Source organism: Pseudomonas sp. LBUM1649, assembly GCF_059716155.1.
On sequence record NZ_CP166807.1, the window covers coordinates 823,639 to 840,821 of the forward strand.

Genomic DNA, 17,183 nt, shown 5'->3' on the forward strand with positions numbered 1-17,183 from the left:
GTCATGAAATTAGCCATTGTTACTGCCTGCCCGAACGGCATGGTCACCAGTGTGCTGTGTGCCCGTTTGCTCGATGCAGCGGCCCAGCGTCAGGGCTGGAGCACCAGCGTCGAAATCAGCGATGCGGCGCATCCCGAACGGCAACTGTCGGCAGCCACGATTGAGGCCGCCGAGTGGGTGTTGCTGGTGACCAGCGCGCCTGTGGATATGTCGCGTTTCGTCGGCAAACGATTGTTCCAGAGCACCCCTGCCCAGGCGCTGCAAGATGTCGAAGCGGTGTTGCGCCGCGGTGCTGAAGACGCCCGGGTGTATGTCGCACCCGAAGCCGTGGTCGAGCCGGTTGCCGTCGTTAAAAACGCGCCGCGACTGGTTGCCGTGACGGCCTGTCCGACCGGTGTCGCCCACACTTTCATGGCCGCCGAAGCCTTGCAGCAAGCGGCCAAGCGCTTGGGCTATGACTTGCAGGTGGAAACCCAGGGCTCGGTCGGCGCACGCAATCCGCTGAGCAGCGACGCGATTGCCGACGCCGATGTGGTGCTGCTGGCGGCGGACATCGAAGTCGCCACCGAGCGTTTTGCTGGCAAGAAAATCTACCGTTGCGGCACCGGCATTGCCCTCAAGCAGGCTGAGGCGACGCTGAATAAAGCGCTGGCGGAAGGCCGGCAGGAAACCGCCTCGACCGGTACCAAGGGGCCGGCCAAACAAGAAAAGACCGGGGTCTACAAACACCTGTTGACCGGCGTGTCGTACATGTTGCCGATGGTGGTGGCGGGCGGCTTGATGATCGCCTTGTCGTTCGTGTTCGGCATCACCGCTTTCAAGGAAGAGGGGACGCTGGCGGCGGCGCTGATGCAGATTGGCGGCGACACCGCGTTCAAACTCATGGTGCCGCTGCTGGCAGGCTACATCGCCTATTCGATTGCCGACCGTCCGGGCCTGGCGCCGGGGATGATCGGCGGCCTGCTGGCAAGCACCCTGGGCGCCGGGTTTATCGGCGGGATCATTGCCGGTTTTCTCGCCGGTTACGCGGCGCAGGCGATCAATCGTTATGCGCGGTTGCCGCAGAGTCTTGAGGCGCTGAAACCGATCCTGATCATCCCGTTGCTGGCGAGCCTGTTCACCGGCCTGGTGATGATCTACGTGGTCGGCAAGCCGGTGGCGGGCATGCTCGCCGGGCTCACGCATTTCCTCGACAGCATGGGCACCACCAACGCGATTCTGCTCGGCGTGCTGCTGGGCGGCATGATGTGCGTTGACCTTGGCGGACCGATCAACAAGGCCGCGTATGCGTTTTCGGTCGGGCTGCTGGCGTCGCAGAGTTATGCACCGATGGCGGCGACCATGGCCGCCGGCATGGTGCCGCCGATCGGCCTGGGGATCGCCACGTTCATCGCCCGGCGCAAGTTCGCCCAGGCCGAACGCGAGGCGGGTAAAGCGGCTTTGGTGCTGGGGCTGTGCTTCATCTCCGAAGGCGCGATTCCGTTTGCCGCGAAAGACCCGCTGCGGGTGATCCCGGCGAGCATTGCCGGCGGTGCGCTGACCGGTGCGTTATCGATGTACTTCGGCTGCAAGTTGATGGCGCCCCATGGTGGGTTGTTCGTGTTGGCGATTCCGAATGCGATCAACCATGCGTTGCTGTATTTGCTGGCGATTGTTGCGGGGAGTTTGTTGACGGCGGTGGTGTATGCGCTGGTCAAGCGGCCGGAGGTGGTGGAGTTGGCGGTAGACCCCGTCACCGCCTGACCGGCCCCTGTAGGAGCGAGCATGCTCGCGATGGTCGTGAACGGTAACGCGTTAAACCAGATGCCCAGCGGCGCCTGTGGATCTTTCGTCGGAACGCCGCCCGGAGCATGCTCGCTCCTACAGAGGTCGAGAACACCATGAGCGAATTCGATCTCGGTCGGCGTCGTGTGATGCAAGTGGTCGGTGCCGGGCTGCTGTTGCCTGGGCTGGCACCGGCGGTGATCGCTTCGGTCAAGGATCGACCACGACTCACCGACGGCGTGCAGTCCGGCGACCTGCTGGGCGACCGGGCGATCATCTGGAGCCGCAGCGACCGCCCCGCACGCATGGTGGTGGAATGGGACACCCGCAGCCTGTTTCCCAACCCCCGGCGATTCGTCTCGGCCCTGGCCGATGCCCGCACCGATTTTACGGCGCGGGTCGAACTCACCGGGCTACCCGCCAATCAGGCGATTTTCTATCGTGTGCAGTTTGAAGATGCCCAGAGCGGCGTCACCAGCGAGCCGTGGTTCGGCCACCTGCGCAGCGTTCCCCAGATCCGCCGCGATATTCGTTTCGTCTGGAGCGGTGACACTGCCGGACAAGGCTTCGGGATCAACCCGGACATCGGCGGCATGCGCATCTACGAAGCCATGCGCCTGCGCCTGCCGGACTTCTTTATCCACAGCGGCGACACCATCTACGCCGACGGCCCCATACCTGCGCAACTCACCACCGAGGGCGGCCGGGTGTGGCGCAACATCACCAGCGAGGCGAAGAGCAAGGTCGCCGAAACCCTCGACGATTACCGTGGCAATTACCGCTACAACCTGATGGACGAAAACGTCCGCCGCTTCAACGCCGAAGTTCCGCAGATCTGGCAATGGGATGACCACGAAGTGCTGAACAACTGGTCACCGGGGACAGCGCTGGGTTGGCGCTACACCAATAAAGATATCCACAGCCTGGTGAGTCGCGGACGTCAGGCATGGCTTGAATATGCGCCAATGCGTTGGCAGTCCGCCGAGGGTGGCAAACGGATTTATCGTCAACTCGATTACGGGCCGTTGCTCGATGTGTTCGTGCTCGACATGCGCAGTTATCGCGGGCCCAATGACGCCAACCTTGGCGATGCCAAGCCGTTTCTTGGACGCGAACAACTGGACTGGCTGAAGGCTTCGTTGAAAGCTTCCAAAGCCCAATGGAAAGTCATCGCCGCAGACATGTCGATTGGCCTTGGCGCACCGGATGGCCAGGTCAGTCCCGGCGTGATGCGCTGGGAAGCGGTGGCCAACGGTGACCCCGGACCGGCTCAGGGGCGGGAGCTGGAAATTGCCGAGTTACTGGGTTTTCTGCGGGCGCAGCAAGTGCGCAATTTTGTCTGGCTGACGGCGGATGTGCACTATTGCGCGGCGCATCACTATCACCCGGACCGTGCGGCGTTTCAGGACTTTGAACCGTTCTGGGAGTTTATCGCGGGGCCGCTGAATGCGGGGAGCTTCCGCCCGGACACGCTGGATAAGACCTTCGGCCCTGAAGTGGTGTTCGAGAAAGCGCCACCTGCGCAAAACATGTCGCCGTTTGCCGGATTTCAGTTTTTTGGCGAGGTGAACATTGATGGGCAGAGCGGGGAGTTGAGTGTGGTGTTGCGGGATCTGGAGGGGGTGTCTGTGTTTGAGCAAACGTTGCAGCCGGTTTAGCTCCGCATTGATCGTTCCCACGCTCTGCGTGGGAATGCAGCCCGGGACGCTCCGCGTCCCTTCCGAAGCCGAACGCGGAGCGTCCGTTGAGGCATTCCCACGCAGAGCGTGGGAACGATCAGGCCGGGGGGTCAGTAAACGTCGCGGCGGTAGCGGCCCTGTTCGATCAGGCGCTCCACTTCGGCAGCACCGAGCACATCGATAAGCACTCGATCGACCCCGGACGCCATGCCCTGCAAGCTGCCGCAGATGTAAATCACCGCACCGTCCGCCAGCCATTTTTTCAGTTCTTCGGCCGATTCACGCAGGCGATCCTGCACGTAGATCTTCTCGGCCTGGTCCCGCGAAAACGCGAGGTCCAGGCGCTCAAGATCGCCAGCAATCAACCACTCTTGCAGCTCATCGCGACACAGGTAGTCATGCTCACGATTGCGCTCGCCGAACAACAGCCAGTGACGTTGTTGCCCATCGGCAATTCGCGCTTTGAGCAAACTGCGCAGACCGGCCAGCCCGGTGCCGTTGCCGATCAGGATCATCGGCACCGGTTCATTGGGCAGGTGGAAGCCGCTGTTACGCCGCACGCGCAGGCTGATGCTGCCACCCACGGGGGCGTGTTCGGTCAGCCAGCCGGAACCGACGCCAAGGCTGCCATCGGCATGCAGTTCCTGGCGCACGATCAATTCGAGGATGCCGTCGGCGGCAATCGAGGCGATGGAGTATTCGCGCATCGCCAAAGGCACCAGCGCAGCCACCAGCGCCTGGGCATGCAAGCCGACCAGATGCGTACGGTTCTCGGGCAGCTGGCGACCGGCCAGGGCCTGCTCCAGCGATTGCGACAAGCCATCGAGTTCAATCGTGGCCCGGCCGTCGATCCCCAGACCGTCGAGGAAGTGCTCGATGGCCCAAGGGCAATTGCGCGGCAACACCTCCACCAGGTCACCGGCCAGCCAGCTGCTGGTACTTGGAGCCTTGAGGCCCAGCAAGTACACCGGTGAACCGCTGCTGTCGGGGTTGAGCAATTCCCTACGGACCAGGGTCCAGTTTTCGTAGCTCGGTGCTTGCCAGGTGCCCTCAGGCGCCTGTCCGGTCACCAGGCCGAGTTGCTGCTGCCAGTGACGCAAGGCATAGGGGTCGCCGCTGTCGACTTCCACCGGTGCGAACAAGGTCTTGCCGCCGTGCTCGCCCAGCCACTTGTGCAGGCGCTGGGCGAATCCGCAGAAGTGTTGATACTGCCGGTCGCCGAGTCCCAGCACGGCGTAGTTCAGGCTATCGAGGCTCAGCGCCCGGCCCAGCACCTTGCGCTCGAAACCCCGGGCGCTGTCCGGCGCTTCGCCGTCACCGAAGGTGCTGACCACAAACAGCGCGTTGTTCGAAGCATGCAGGTCTTGCTCGCTGACATCCGCCAGCGGCTGTACCTTCACCGGCAGGCCCGCCGCCTGCAACTGGCCAGCGGTCTGCCAGGCCAGTTGCTCGGCAAAGCCACTCTGGCTGGCGAAACCGATGAGCCAGGCCGGGGTGTCGCTGCCGGGTTGCGCCAGGCCTTTGCGGGCGTCCTTGATCTGGCGTTTCTTGCGTCGACGATCAAGGTACAGCAGCCAGCCGGTGATGAAGAACAGCGGCATGCTCAGGGCCGTGAGCGTCAAGATGATGCGCCCGACGATGCCGAAGTAGCTGCCCACGTGCAGCGCATAGATGCTGGTCAGCAGCTGCGCCTTGAGGCTCTTGTCGCTGTAGCGGTCATGCCGCTTGATCGCGCCGGTCACCGGGTCGAGGGTGATCTGGTTCAGCGCGCGGTCGTGGGGCGAGTTTTTCAACAGGTAGAAAACGGTTGCCGGTTGTCCGGCCACGGGCGGCATGCGGGTGTTGTAGAAGCTCAGGTCGGGGCCGGCAGCGCTGTAGATGCTGCTCCACATCACCGAGTAATCGGCCGTCGGAGCAGGGCCACTTGGCGCAGGGCCTCGTCCGCCGCGTACACGTTCGTTCTGCGGCGAATCGGAGAGCAGGCGAGTCAAGCCCTTGTTGTACCACTCGTAGGACCAGGACAAGCCGGTCAGCGCGGCCAGGAGGTAAAACACCAGGCACCAGGTGCCGGCAATCGAGTGCAGGTCCCAATTGAAGCTGCGACCTTTTTTCTTCCAGTCGAGGGTCAGCCAGGCGCGCCAGCTTTTCCACTGGCGAGGCCAGCGTAGGTACAGGCCGGACAGGCAGAAGAACACCAGGATCAGGGTGCAGGCGCCAGTGATCTGCCGGCCGGTATCGCCCATGGCGAGGAAGCGGTGCAATTGCAGCATCAGGCCGAAGAAGCCTTGGCCGGTGGCGTCGCCCAGGAGTTCGCCGGTGTACGGGTCGACGTAACGCATGGGGCCGCGACGCTCGCCCGCTGGCGGGGTGAAGAACACTTTTGCGGCAACGTCGCTGTCGATGCCGACCGAGAGCATCGCGACTTTCATGCGCGTCGTCGCTTCGATCTTCTCCACCAGATCGGCGGGTGGCAGCACGCCGGCGACTTGTTTCTCGACCTGCAACACGGAAGGGTTCAGCGCGTACAGGATTTCATCCTGAAACGAGACCGTCGCACCGGTGATGCCCATCAGGGCCAGGACCAGTCCGGCGCTGATGCCAAAAAACCAGTGCAACTGGAACAGGGTTTTCTTCAACACGTCGCTCGCCTTGTTCGTTTAGAAATAGTCATCACGGCGCGCATTATGCCGTGGGTTGTCGAGAAACATTTCCTTTACACACAAAAGCCCCGTTCACCTGGATGAACGGGGCTGGCTTCACTGCCATCCTGTAGGAGCGAGCATGCTCGCGATGAACTCGCTATCGACGCGGGGCGTCAGGTTACCCGCGTCATCGTTGAAGACCATCGTCGGAACGCCGCCCGGAGCCGGCTCGCTCCTACAGAGGTTGTGTTCACATTCCTATCAGAAGTGGAAGTTGGTGCTCAGCAAGGCAGTCCGGCCCGCCGCCTGGTTGGCGAAGTGGGTGGAGAACGCCTTGTCGTAGTAGGTGACGTCGGTCAGGTTCTGCACGTTCAGCTGCAGGTCGATGTTCTTGGTCAGCTTGTAGGCGGCCATGGCGTCGTAACGCACATAGTCGTTGACCATGGTGGTGTTGGCCGCGCTGCCGAACACGTCGTCGACATAGAACGCACCGCCGCCGATGGTCAGCTTTGGTGTGACCTGGTAGGTCGTCCACAGGCTGGCACTGTTTTTCGGGGTGTTTGGCAGTTCGTTGCCGTCGTTGGCTTTGTTTGCCGGCATGTCACCACCATCGATTTGCTCGCTGTCCATGTAGGCGTAGCCGGCGAAGACTTGCCATTTGTCAGTGAGTTTACCGGTGGCCGACAACTCGAAACCTTGAACACGGGTTTTGCCGACGTTTTCGTACGTAGTGGTGTTGGTCTGCACACGAGCGTTGTCTTTCTCGGTGCGGAAGATATCCGCGGTCAAGGACAAACGATCGTCCAGCAGATCCCACTTGGTACCGATTTCGTAGTTCTTGGTGGTTTCCGGCTCCAGGTCGCTGCTCAGCAGGTTGCCGTTGCGATCCGGGGTGCCGCCCAGCGGGTTGCCGTCCTGACCTTCGCCAAGCGTGGAGCCCGGAGGTGTCGCGGACGTTGCGTAGGACGCATAGATGCTGCCGTTTTCCGCCGGCTTGTAGACCACGCCGAACTGGCCGGTGACGAACTCGCTGACATCATCGCCCTTGGACGTGGTGGTGCCGGCGGCGTTGTAGGTTTTGTAGTCGGTGTCGAAGTGGTCGTAGCGCAGGCCCATGTTCACCAGCCACTGTTCGGACAACGTCAGGGTGTCGAACACGTAAAGCGCGTAGGTTTTACCCGTGGTGTCGGTGCCGGCGTAGTTGCGGGTGATCGAACCGTTCCATGGATCGTTCGGGTTCGGGTTCGACAGTGAGGTGCAGTTGTAGCCGCTCGGAGCACCGATCATCGCCTGGGTGCAGTTGGTGCCTGATGGAGTCGTTGGTGTAATTGGAGTCAGGGGCGTGGTATCGGTGTTGACGGTATACGAGGACTTTTTGCTTTCCTCGCGGCTCAACTCGACACCGGTCGCGAAGCTGTTCTTGAAGCCTGCGATGTAGACATCACCAAACAGGTCGGTCTGGTTGGTCGTCGTATCGGTGTTGCTGACACGGGTGTTGGCCCGACGCCAGACGCTGCCATTGTTGACGTTGCCCTTGCTGTCGTCCGGCTGGGTCAGGATGTAATCCTGCATGCTGCTACCGTGGCGCAGGGTGTTCTTGACGGTCAGCGCGTCGTTCAGGTCGTGCTCGACGGCTATGGTCGCGGTGTCGGTACGGCCCTTGCGGAAGTCACGATCGGTCAAGCCGTAGAAGTTGCTGCTGTCGCCGCCGGCGTAGGGCTTGTCCGGATTGGACTTGGTGCGGGCAGTCGAGCCACCGGCCGGAATGGTGTAGGGAATACCCGAATCCGGCGTGTCGTTGCTTTCCAGGTGGTAGTAGTCAAGGTTGACACGGGTGTCGGTGCCCAGGCCGAAGGCGAGCGATGGCGCGACGCCCCAGCGATCGTAATCGACGCTTTCGCGGCCTGCGACATTGCTTTCGTGGCTCATCAGGTTCAGACGACCGGCAGCGGTGTCGGAGAACTGGTAGTTGCCGTCCATGGTGTAACGCTGGGTCTGGTCCGAACCCCAGGTAAAGCCACCGTCGAACGAGTCGCCCAGGTGCGCTTTCTTGCTCACCAGGTTGATGCTGCCGCCGGCAGCGCCGCGACCGCCAATGGCAGAGTTGGGGCCCTTGCTGACTTCGATCGATTCAACGGCGAAGATTTCGCGGCTCTGCGAACCGGTATCGCGCACGCCGTCCAGGTAGGTGTCGCCTTGGGCATCGAAACCGCGAATGAACGGACGGTCGCCCTGGGGGTTGCCGCCTTCACCGGCACCGAAAGTGATGCCCGGAACGGTACGCAGCGCGTCCTGCATGTTCAGGGCACCGGTGTCCTTGAGGACTTGTTGCGGGATGACGGTGATCGAGCGCGGTGTGTCCACCAGGGGTGCGGTGTACTTGGGCGAGGAGGCTTTTTCGACGTTGTAGGAGGTCTCGTCCTGGGATTCGCCGGTGATCGCGGTAGCGCCCAGGGAAATCGTGTTGCTCGGCGCTTTCACGTCGGTTTTTTCAGCGGCGAAAACCATGTGGCCCGCAGAGCCGGCAGTGATGGCCACGCCAATTGCGGAAGCGAGCAGACGCGGTGAACTGACCGGTAGTTGTGGGTGTTGACGTGACATTTTTATTCCCCTCCCCAAGGATTTGAGGCGGCGGAATATAGGGTAAACACGTATTTGTATCAATTGCGAAATATTACTATTCGCGCTGAATTTACAATCTTTACAATTTAACCTTACGGTTTTTACTGTTTCGTTCGTCTAGCGGGTTTTACACAGGCAATAAGAATCAATACCATTGACACCCCTTTGCTTTCAGGTGCTTGCCCCCATGCTGCTGCACATTCCCGGCTTGTTCGAAAAAGAAGAAGTGCAGCGCATTCGCGAGGCTCTGCAACAGGCCGATTGGGCCGATGGCAAGATCACGGCCGGTTACCAGTCGGCCAAGGCCAAGCACAACCTGCAGTTGCCGGAAGGTCACCCGCTGGCCAAGGAGATCGGCGCGGCCATGCTGGAACGTCTGTGGAAAAATCCGCAGTTCATGTCGGCGGCGTTACCGCACAAGGTGTTTCCTCCGTTGCTGAACTGTTACACGGCCGGCGGCAGTTTCGACTTCCACATCGACAACGCCGTGCGTCAGCCCAAGGGCAGTATCGAACGGGTTCGCACCGACCTCTCGGCCACGCTGTTCTTCAGCGAGCCCGAGGACTACGACGGCGGCGAGCTGGAAATCCAGGACACCTACGGCATTCAGCGCGTGAAGTTGCCGGCTGGCGACATGGTGTTGTACCCCGGCACCAGCCTGCACAAGGTCAACGCCGTCACCCGTGGTACGCGCTACGCCTCGTTTTTCTGGACCCAGAGCCTGGTGCGCGAAGACAGCCAGCGGGCCCTGTTGTTTGAAATGGACGGCGCGATCCGGCAACTGACCCAGGACGTGCCGGATCACCCGTCGCTGATCCGCCTGACGGGGACTTATCACAACCTGTTGCGCCGCTGGGTCGAGGTATGAGTTTTCAATTGCGCCGCCAAGAGGTGCTCGATGGAGACCGTCTCAAATCCATGCTCGACGAAAGCCCGGCCCGTGCGGCCCAGGCGATTGTCGCGGCGTCCCGTGAGGGGCTCGTCGATGCCCAGGCGCTGCTCGGGCAGATCCTGCTGGACGGAAGTGGAATCGCCCAGGATCAACCGCTGGCGTTGCGCTGGTTCGACATCGCCTCCCGACAAGGGCACCTGATGGCGCGCAACATGCTTGGGCGCTGTCATGAACATGGCTGGGGTTGTGTGGCCGATGCAGCGGCGGCGGCTCGGCATTATCGAATCGCCGCAGGAGCGGGGCTGGATTGGGCGATGTACAACTACGCCAACCTGCTGGCCACTGGGCGCGGAGTGGCCGAAGATCAGTCGTCGGCGCTGAACCTGTATCGCCGCGCCGCCGAGCTTGGCCATGCGAAATCGATGAACCTGCTGGGACGCTATCTGGAAGAGGGGCGCGTGTGCCCGGCAGATCCCACAGCGGCCCGGGACTGGTATCGGCGTTCGGCGGTAGGCGGAGACTTTCGCGGGCAGTTCAGTTATGCAGCGGTGCTGGCTGGTGAAGCAAATATTGATGAGGCGTTGGTCTGGCTGCGCAAGGCGCTGGCTGGCGGGAACCTGAATTTCCTGCGGGTGGCGAGTAAAGCGCTGCTGAGCGCAACAGATCCAAAGATTTGTGCATTGGCACCCGATTATGCTCAGCGCCAAGCTGAACTCGAACAGCAACTCAAACCCCTGTAGGAGCGAGCATGCTCGCGATGGACGTGAACGATAACGCGGGAAATCTGGTCCCCCGCGGCGTTCTCACGTTTTTCGCGAGCATGCTCGCTCCTTGTATGTTGACCTTGATTCCATGAGAGAGGTTACGCTCAAGGATTCATTCAACAGCAAGTACGTTTCTGGGGGAGGCCGATCGCTCCTGAAGGCAGGATTTGCTCCTGACCTTGTCTGTAGAGAGGCCCCCCCGCCTCATTGCCCACCACGAAGAGTATCGAGAAGCCGACAAGTCGGACTTCGCATTACAAGGTTGCAGTGGCATGAAGTTCGAGGTCGGGGGAACCAGGTGCAATCTTACCTAAAGCCAAGGAAGTGAAAAGCAATGAATGCGCATGTCGGCATAGATATCAGTGCTCGCAGTTCAGCCATGGGATGGCGGCAGAACGGCAAAGCAGCAGGCAATGGAGACATTCTGCACACGCCCAAAGGTCGCAAGGCCGCTGTGGAAAAGCTGCTACGTCTCAAGCCGCTGAGCGTTGTCATGGAGGCTACCGGTATTTACTACCTGGATCTTGCGATGGAATTGCACGCCGCCGGCTTGCCGGTCTCGGTGATCAACCCCAAAAGCTTCCACAACTTTGCCAAGCTGATGTTGCAAAACAGCAAGACTGACCAGATCGATGCCCAACTGCTGGCCGAATACGGCGAGCGTATGGGGCCTAGGCTGTGGGTCCCGCCCACTGCGGAACAGATGATGCTGCGTGCGATTGGTCGCCACATCAACCGACTGATTGGCCATCGGACGCGAGCCAAGAACGAGCTGCATGCGCTACAAGCGACAGAAACGAGCATCGCACTGCTGATCGAGGATGAGAAAGACGCGATAAGCGCGTTGGACGCTCGAATCGATCGATTAAAACAGGCTGCGCGCGACGCCATCGCCAAATGCCCTGATCTGAGCCTGCAATTTCGCTGCATGATGGCGGCGCCCGGCGTTGGAGAGGCCTCGGCCATCGCCGCACTGGCTGAGCTGACGACCCTTCCAGTGACGCTTAAATCGGCACAGGTAAGCCGCTATGCAGGCCTGGATGTCAGACTGACCCAGTCAGGCACCAGCGTGAACCGGCCAGGACGAATGTCCAAGTGCGGTAATGCTTACTTGCGTGCAGCGATGTTCATGCCGGCGATGACGGCAATCCGTTGTGATGAGAATGTGAAGGCCTTCTACGAGGCACTGGTAGCGCGCGGCAAGAAGAAAATGCAGGCCATCGGCGCGGTCATGCGCAAATACCTAACCGGGTTATGGGCATGCATGCGCTCTGGAGAAGAATTTAATACGGCCAAGCTTTTTAGCAAAAAACATCTCGCGAAAGCTTGACCGTGAACAGAGTATCTACAGGGGAATGCGTTTTATCCAGGCACAAAAAAGCCCATGACGAGTCATGGGCTTTTTACTTTCAGCGTATAGCGCTTACACGTAGAAAGATTTCAACGGCGGGAAGCCATTGAACTCAACCGCGCTGTAGCTGGTGGTGTACGCACCGGTCGACAGCCAGTACAAACGGTCACCGATCGCCAGGTTCAGTGGCAGGCCGTACTTGTAGTTTTCGTACATGATGTCGGCGCTGTCACAGGTTGGGCCGGCGATGACGACTTCTTCCATTTCGCCTTTCTTTTCGGTCCAGATCGGGAACTTGATGGCTTCGTCCATGGTTTCGATCAGGCCGGAGAACTTGCCCACGTCCGTGTACACCCAACGCTCGACGGCGGTACGGGATTTACGGGCGACCAGCACCACTTCGCTGACCAGGATGCCGGCGTTGGCGATCAGCGAACGGCCCGGCTCCAGGATGATTTCCGGCAGGTCGTCACCGAAGTCTTCCTTGAGGAAGCGAATGATTTCTTCGGCGTAGGTTTCCAGGCTGTTGGTGCGGGTGATGTAGTTGGCCGGGAAGCCACCGCCCATGTTGATCAGTTTCAGCACGATGCCGTCTTCTTCCTTCAGGCGTTCGAAGATCACTTTGACCTTGGCGATCGCGGCGTCCCAGACGCTGATGTCGCGCTGCTGCGAGCCGACGTGGAAGGAGATGCCGTACGGCACCAGGCCCAGGTCACGGGCGAGGATCAGCAAGTCCATGGCCATGTCGGTCTGGCAGCCGAATTTGCGCGACAGAGGCCAGTCGGCGGTGGTCGAGCCTTCGGTCAGGATGCGTACGTAGACTTTCGAGCCCGGTGCGGCCTTGGCGATGTTGCGCAGGTCGGCTTCGGAGTCGGTGGCATACAGGCGCACGCCCTTCTCGTAGAAGTAGCGGATGTCCTTGGATTTCTTGATGGTGTTGCCGTAGCTGATCCGGTCGGCGCTGACGCCGCGGTCCAGCACTTTGTCCAGCTCGTAGATCGAGGCGATGTCGAAGCTCGAGCCTTTCTCTTTGAGCAGGTCGATGATCTCGACAGCCGGGTTGGCCTTGACCGCGTAGTAGACCTTGGCGAATTCGAAACCGGCGCGCAGGTCGTCATAGGCCTGGCTGATCATCGCGGTGTCGATCACCACGAACGGGGTTTCTTGCTTGTCGGCGAACGCCTTCATTTTCTGAAAGGTTTCGCGCGCGAAATAGTCTTCGACCTGGATCGACATGCTGGGAACTCCTACTGGCAAACTGAATTAATCAATGGGTGCAAATGAACGTCCTCCGTATCCCCACTTTGGTTCGCCTACTTCCCAAGGCATGTCGCCGAAAGCAAAAAGGCCATGGGAAGCGCTGCTTTCCCTTGGCCTTGCTGTCTCGTCGTCAGTACTTGAGCCGGATGGATCGTTTCCAGCATGGACGTTCGGCGCGAACTTTAGGGCGTGAGGGGCTTGAGATCAACAAAAAATGTCGCGTTTTTGCACGCATCCGTCGTGCGGTCCCTTACAGCTACTGATAACGGACCTGTGTGACGGTGTGATGTTCCCCAGATGGTGGGAAACAGCGTGCCGTTGTGGCGAGGGGATTTATCCCCGTTCGGCTGCGCAGCAGTCGCAAAACCAATGCATGCGGTGTATCAGGCACACCGTGGCCGCAGGTTTTGGGGCTGCTTCGCAACCCAACGGGGATAAATCCCCTCGCCACAGGTGTCATCCATGCCTCAGAAATCAGGCCAGCACGGATTCTGCTGGCGAAACAATACTGGTCTTGCCCCCTCGGGACTTGCCGGAACTCAGATACTCGGCAATCGATTCCTGAGTTACTTCCCCAAGGAACACCCGCTCCGCATCCATCACCGGCAGCCACGACCGGTTGAACTCATACATCCGCGACAACAGGATGCGCAAATGCTCGTCATACGCCGCCGTGGCGTTGAACTCACGCAGGTACTGCCCGCAAGTGCCAGTCTGACGATGCAGGTCGCGACGTCGTACATAACCCAGGGCCTTGTTCTCGGCGCAGGTGACCACCACGTAGCGACGGTCATGCTCATCCATCAATTCCAGCGCCTCGGCCACCGGCGTTTGCGGGCTGACCGATGGCGCGTTGTCCGCCGCGTCTTCGGCCTTGACCAGCAGCAGGCGCTTGAGGGTGCTGTCCTGGCCGACGAAGTTGCTGACAAAGTCGTCCGCCGGGTGGGCCAGCAAGGTATCCGGGTGGTCGATCTGCAGCAGTTTGCCGGCGCGGAAAATCGCGATCTTGTCGCCGAGCTTGATGGCTTCGTCGATGTCATGGCTGACCATGATCACGGTCTTGTTCAGCGCCCGCTGCATCTCGAAGAACTCGTTCTGGATCATCTCGCGGTTGATCGGGTCGACCGCGCCGAACGGTTCGTCCATCAGCAACAGCGGTGCATCTGCGGCCAGCGCGCGAATCACGCCGATCCGCTGTTGCTGGCCGCCGGACAGTTCCCGAGGGTAGCGATGCAGGTATTGCTTGGGTTCGAGCTTGATCATGCTCATCAACTCGCGGGCGCGGTCGTGGCATTTCTGCTTGTCCCACCCCAGCAGTTTGGGCACCACCACGATGTTCTCTTCGATGGTCATGTTCGGGAACAGACCGATCTGCTGGATCACATAACCGATGTTACGGCGCAGGGTCACTGCGTCGAGACCGGTGGTGTCTTCGCCATTGATCAGGATCTTGCCCGAGGTCGGTTTGATCAGGCGGTTGATCATCTTCAGCGTGGTGCTTTTGCCGCAGCCCGAAGGCCCGAGGAACACGCAAATCTCGCCTTCATTGACGGTCAAGCTTACCGAGTCCACGGCTTTCACGTCTTTGCCGTTGCTTTGGAAGGTCTTGCTGAGGTTTTGAAGTTCGATCATTTGAGCAGTCCTTTTGGAGTCAGCGAGCGTTGCAGCCATTGCAGAAGCAGGTCGGCGAAGATAGCCAGCACGCTGACCAGCACGGCGCCGACGATCAGCATCGACATGTCGCTGCGGCTGATGGAAGCGAGAATGAGTACACCGAGGCCACCGGCGCCGATGGTCGCGGCAATGGTCATGACACCAATGTTCATGACCACGGCGGTGCGCACGCCGGCGAGGATCACCGGCACGGCGATGGGCAATTCGACCATGCGCAGGCGCTGGCCGAAGGTCATGCCGATGCCGCGCGCGGCTTCGCGGATGCCCGGTTCGACGTTGGTCAGGGCCAGGTAGGTGTTACGCATGATCGGCAACAGTGAGTAGAGAAATACCGCGGTGATCGCCGGCATCGGCCCCAGGCCCTGGCCGAATTTCGAGTAGAACGGCAGCAGCAGGCCGAACAGGGCGATCGATGGCACGGTCAGTAGCACCGTGGCGCTGGCCTGTAGCGGTCCGGCGAGGCTGGGGAAGCGCGTCATCAGCACGCCCAGCGGCACGCCGACCACAATCGCCAGGGTCACGGCAATGCCGACCAGGGTGATGTGTTGCCCGGTCAGCTGTAGCACCTGCTGCCAGTCGAGATGGGAAAAGGCGTTGAAGAATTCCATGACTTTTTCTCTTCCTGCCTCAATTATTAGAAAGCAATGGGTGTTGGCGCAGGAAATCGGCGGCAACAGCTGAAGGACTCTGGTGATCGACATCGACCCGCGCGTTGAGCTCGCGCATGGTGTTGTCGTCGAACAGTTCAGCCAGTGGCTTGAGCTGTTCGGCCAGTTGCGGATGCGCATCGAGGTAGGCCTGGCGAACCACGGGCGCGGCGGTGTAGTCGGGGAAGTAATGCTTGTCGTCTTCCAGGAGCTTGAGCTTGAAGGCGTTCAAGCGACCGTCGGTGGTGTAGACCAGGCCGGCAAACACCTGGCCGTTGCGCAGGGCGGTGTAGACCAGGCCTGCGTCCATCTGCCGGATGTTCTTGCGGGTCAGGTTCATGTCGTACAGCTGAACCATACCGTCGAGCCCGTCCGAGCGATTGGCGAACTCGGTGTCGAGTGCTACCAGGTTGTTGGTCCTGGCTTCCTTGCGCAGCACGCTGTTCAGCTCGCTGATGGTGTTGATCTGCGGGTACTGGTCGGCGACGTTTTTGGGCAGGGCCAGGGCATAGGTGTTGCTGAATTTCGATGGAGTCAGCCAGACCAGGCCTTTTTTTCCGTCGAGTTCTTTCACCCGGGCGTAGGACTGTTGGCTGTCGAGTTTTTCAGTGACATGGTTGTAGGCCACCAGCGACACGCCAGTGTATTCCCAAAGCATGTCCAGTTGCCCGCTTTCGTGGGCGCTGCGGGCCAGATTGCTGCCCAGACCGCCGGTCACTTGTACCTCATAACCCTTGGTGCGCAGGTACTGGGAGGTGATTTCCGCCAGCAATGTCTGTTCGGTGAACACCCGGGCGCCGATGCGGATAACCGGTTTTTCCGCGGCTTGGGCAAATCCTGCGAACAGCAGGACGCAGCCTAGTAAAAAGCTTGATGTCTTCATGATGATTCCTTTGCCGAGGCTTAAGACGGGCGCAAACCGCGTTCGAGCCAGAGACGGCTGGCGAGTGTCACCAGGCCATCGAGCAGCAACGCCAGCAGGGCGGTGCAGGCCGCGCCCAGCAGCAATTGCGGCTGATTGTTCAGGGCGATGCCGGGGAAAATCAGGCTGCCCAGGCTGTTGGCGCCGATCAGGAACGCCAGCGGCGCCGTCCCGACGTTGATCGCCAATGCCACGCGCACGCCGCCGATAATGATCGGCACGGCATTCGGCAGTTCGACCCGCCACAGCACTTGTGTCGGCGTCATGCCGATGCCGACGGCCGCTTCCTTGAGTGAACCCTGAACGTTTTTCAAGCCTTCATAGGTGTTACGCACAATCGGCAACAACGAGGCGAGGAACAGGGCGAAGATCGCGGGACCGCTGCCGATGCCGAGGATGCCCAGGGCGATGGCCAGTACGGCGAGAGGCGGCACGGTGTTGCCGATGTTGAAGACCTGCATGAAGCGTTCGGCGCGTCCGACCATGGTCGGGCGGCTGAGGAAAATGCCGGCCGGGATGCCCACAACGAGGGCGGCCAGCATGGAAGCGAGGACGAGAATCAGATGAGCTTGCAGGTAAAACAACAAATCGTCGCGGTAATGTTCGATCGTGTTGATGCCAATCCAGTGGACCAGCAGGGCCAGAAGGGCGACGACAACCGCACCTCCTATCAGCCCTTTGCCATAGCGAATAGCCACAGGCGGACTCCTTTTTTTCAGTCGGCGAACGCAGTTCCGTGTGGCATGCCATGCCTGGCTGCCGGAAAAAACGTTCGCGAGAAGCAGCTCGTCAAATGCCGTTAAAACAGCATGCAATCGAGCCATGAGCACAGCCTCGTCAGGCTGAATGGCGGGTGTTTCAGGCCCCCGACGAGTGGTCGTTACGGGGGAGTGGACGTCTCCGTGCTTCAAAAGGTTCCCATCTGAGGGAGCATTTGGCCACCCCTCATGTGCTCAACGGTTCGGT

Annotated in this window: 12 protein-coding genes; 5 read left to right on the top strand and 7 right to left on the bottom strand. The window is 60.5% G+C overall.

Annotated features, from left to right (window positions below):
* Positions 1-3: 3 nt before the first annotated feature.
* The gene (locus ACA058_RS03665; RefSeq protein WP_497637899.1) at positions 4-1,743 is read left to right on the top strand and encodes a PTS fructose-like transporter subunit IIB; all 1,740 of its coding nucleotides are present in this window, start codon (positions 4-6) and stop codon (positions 1,741-1,743) included.
* A gap of 137 nt (positions 1,744-1,880) precedes the next feature.
* Positions 1,881-3,422, top strand: coding sequence for an alkaline phosphatase D family protein (locus tag ACA058_RS03670; protein ID WP_497637900.1), 1,542 nt, complete (start codon positions 1,881-1,883; stop codon positions 3,420-3,422).
* A 131-nt stretch (positions 3,423-3,553) separates the two neighbouring features.
* Here the strand turns inward: ACA058_RS03670 and ACA058_RS03675 are convergent, their stop codons facing one another.
* Both ACA058_RS03675 and ACA058_RS03680 read right to left on the bottom strand, forming a co-directional pair.
* Positions 3,554-6,082, bottom strand: a complete 2,529-nt coding sequence (locus ACA058_RS03675; RefSeq protein ID WP_497637901.1) for a PepSY domain-containing protein — start codon at positions 6,080-6,082, stop codon at positions 3,554-3,556.
* 264 nt (positions 6,083-6,346) lie between these two features.
* Complete coding sequence (locus tag ACA058_RS03680) at positions 6,347-8,686, bottom strand: TonB-dependent receptor (protein ID WP_497637902.1); 2,340 nt, start codon at positions 8,684-8,686, stop codon at positions 6,347-6,349.
* Positions 8,687-8,894: 208 nt separating this feature from the next.
* Here ACA058_RS03680 and ACA058_RS03685 point away from each other — a divergent pair, with 208 nt between their 5' ends.
* From ACA058_RS03685 to ACA058_RS03695, 3 genes are all read left to right on the top strand, one after another.
* Positions 8,895-9,575, top strand: a complete 681-nt coding sequence (locus ACA058_RS03685; RefSeq protein ID WP_497637903.1) for a Fe2+-dependent dioxygenase — start codon at positions 8,895-8,897, stop codon at positions 9,573-9,575.
* Positions 9,572-10,339, top strand: coding sequence for a tetratricopeptide repeat protein (locus tag ACA058_RS03690; protein ID WP_497637904.1), 768 nt, complete (start codon positions 9,572-9,574; stop codon positions 10,337-10,339). Before ACA058_RS03685 ends, ACA058_RS03690 begins: the two co-directional genes overlap by 4 nt.
* A 358-nt stretch (positions 10,340-10,697) precedes the next feature.
* Positions 10,698-11,693: an IS110 family RNA-guided transposase gene (locus ACA058_RS03695; protein ID WP_497634894.1), complete on the top strand. Its 996-nt coding sequence runs from the start codon at positions 10,698-10,700 to the stop codon at positions 11,691-11,693.
* Between the two features lie 93 nt (positions 11,694-11,786).
* Here the strand turns inward: ACA058_RS03695 and ACA058_RS03700 are convergent, their stop codons facing one another.
* The 5 genes from ACA058_RS03700 to ACA058_RS03720 form a co-directional block, all read right to left on the bottom strand.
* Entirely contained in the window at positions 11,787-12,950 is a 1,164-nt protein-coding gene (locus ACA058_RS03700) for a type III PLP-dependent enzyme (RefSeq protein WP_497637905.1), read from the bottom strand.
* Positions 12,951-13,448: 498 nt separating this feature from the next.
* On the bottom strand, positions 13,449-14,606 hold the full coding sequence (locus tag ACA058_RS03705; RefSeq protein ID WP_497637906.1) for an osmoprotectant ABC transporter ATP-binding protein OsmV: 1,158 nt from the start codon (positions 14,604-14,606) through the stop codon (positions 13,449-13,451).
* Positions 14,603-15,256, bottom strand: a complete 654-nt coding sequence (locus tag ACA058_RS03710) for an ABC transporter permease (protein WP_497637907.1) — start codon at positions 15,254-15,256, stop codon at positions 14,603-14,605. Before ACA058_RS03710 ends, ACA058_RS03705 begins: the two co-directional genes overlap by 4 nt.
* A 19-nt stretch (positions 15,257-15,275) precedes the next feature.
* Positions 15,276-16,178, bottom strand: coding sequence for a glycine betaine ABC transporter substrate-binding protein (locus ACA058_RS03715; RefSeq protein ID WP_497637908.1), 903 nt, complete (start codon positions 16,176-16,178; stop codon positions 15,276-15,278).
* A gap of 20 nt (positions 16,179-16,198) precedes the next feature.
* Positions 16,199-16,915 carry an ABC transporter permease gene (locus tag ACA058_RS03720; protein WP_497637909.1) on the bottom strand — a complete coding sequence of 239 codons (717 nt, stop codon included), beginning with the start codon at positions 16,913-16,915 and terminating at the stop codon, positions 16,199-16,201.
* Positions 16,916-17,183 lie beyond the last annotated feature (268 nt).

What these genes read in the sequence shown, in the direction of transcription:
- ACA058_RS03665 (WP_497637899.1), top strand. Translation starts at nt 4, where the DNA reads ATGAAATTAGCCATTGTTACTGCCTGCCCGAACGGCATGGTCACCAGT.
- ACA058_RS03670 (WP_497637900.1), top strand. Translation starts at nt 1,881, where the DNA reads ATGAGCGAATTCGATCTCGGTCGGCGTCGTGTGATGCAAGTGGTCGGT.
- ACA058_RS03680 (WP_497637902.1), bottom strand. Translation starts at nt 8,686, where the DNA reads ATGTCACGTCAACACCCACAACTACCGGTCAGTTCACCGCGTCTGCTC.
- ACA058_RS03685 (WP_497637903.1), top strand. Translation starts at nt 8,895, where the DNA reads ATGCTGCTGCACATTCCCGGCTTGTTCGAAAAAGAAGAAGTGCAGCGC.
- ACA058_RS03690 (WP_497637904.1), top strand. Translation starts at nt 9,572, where the DNA reads ATGAGTTTTCAATTGCGCCGCCAAGAGGTGCTCGATGGAGACCGTCTC.
- ACA058_RS03695 (WP_497634894.1), top strand. Translation starts at nt 10,698, where the DNA reads ATGAATGCGCATGTCGGCATAGATATCAGTGCTCGCAGTTCAGCCATG.
- ACA058_RS03700 (WP_497637905.1), bottom strand. Translation starts at nt 12,950, where the DNA reads ATGTCGATCCAGGTCGAAGACTATTTCGCGCGCGAAACCTTTCAGAAA.
- ACA058_RS03705 (WP_497637906.1), bottom strand. Translation starts at nt 14,606, where the DNA reads ATGATCGAACTTCAAAACCTCAGCAAGACCTTCCAAAGCAACGGCAAA.
- ACA058_RS03710 (WP_497637907.1), bottom strand. Translation starts at nt 15,256, where the DNA reads ATGGAATTCTTCAACGCCTTTTCCCATCTCGACTGGCAGCAGGTGCTA.
- ACA058_RS03715 (WP_497637908.1), bottom strand. Translation starts at nt 16,178, where the DNA reads ATGAAGACATCAAGCTTTTTACTAGGCTGCGTCCTGCTGTTCGCAGGA.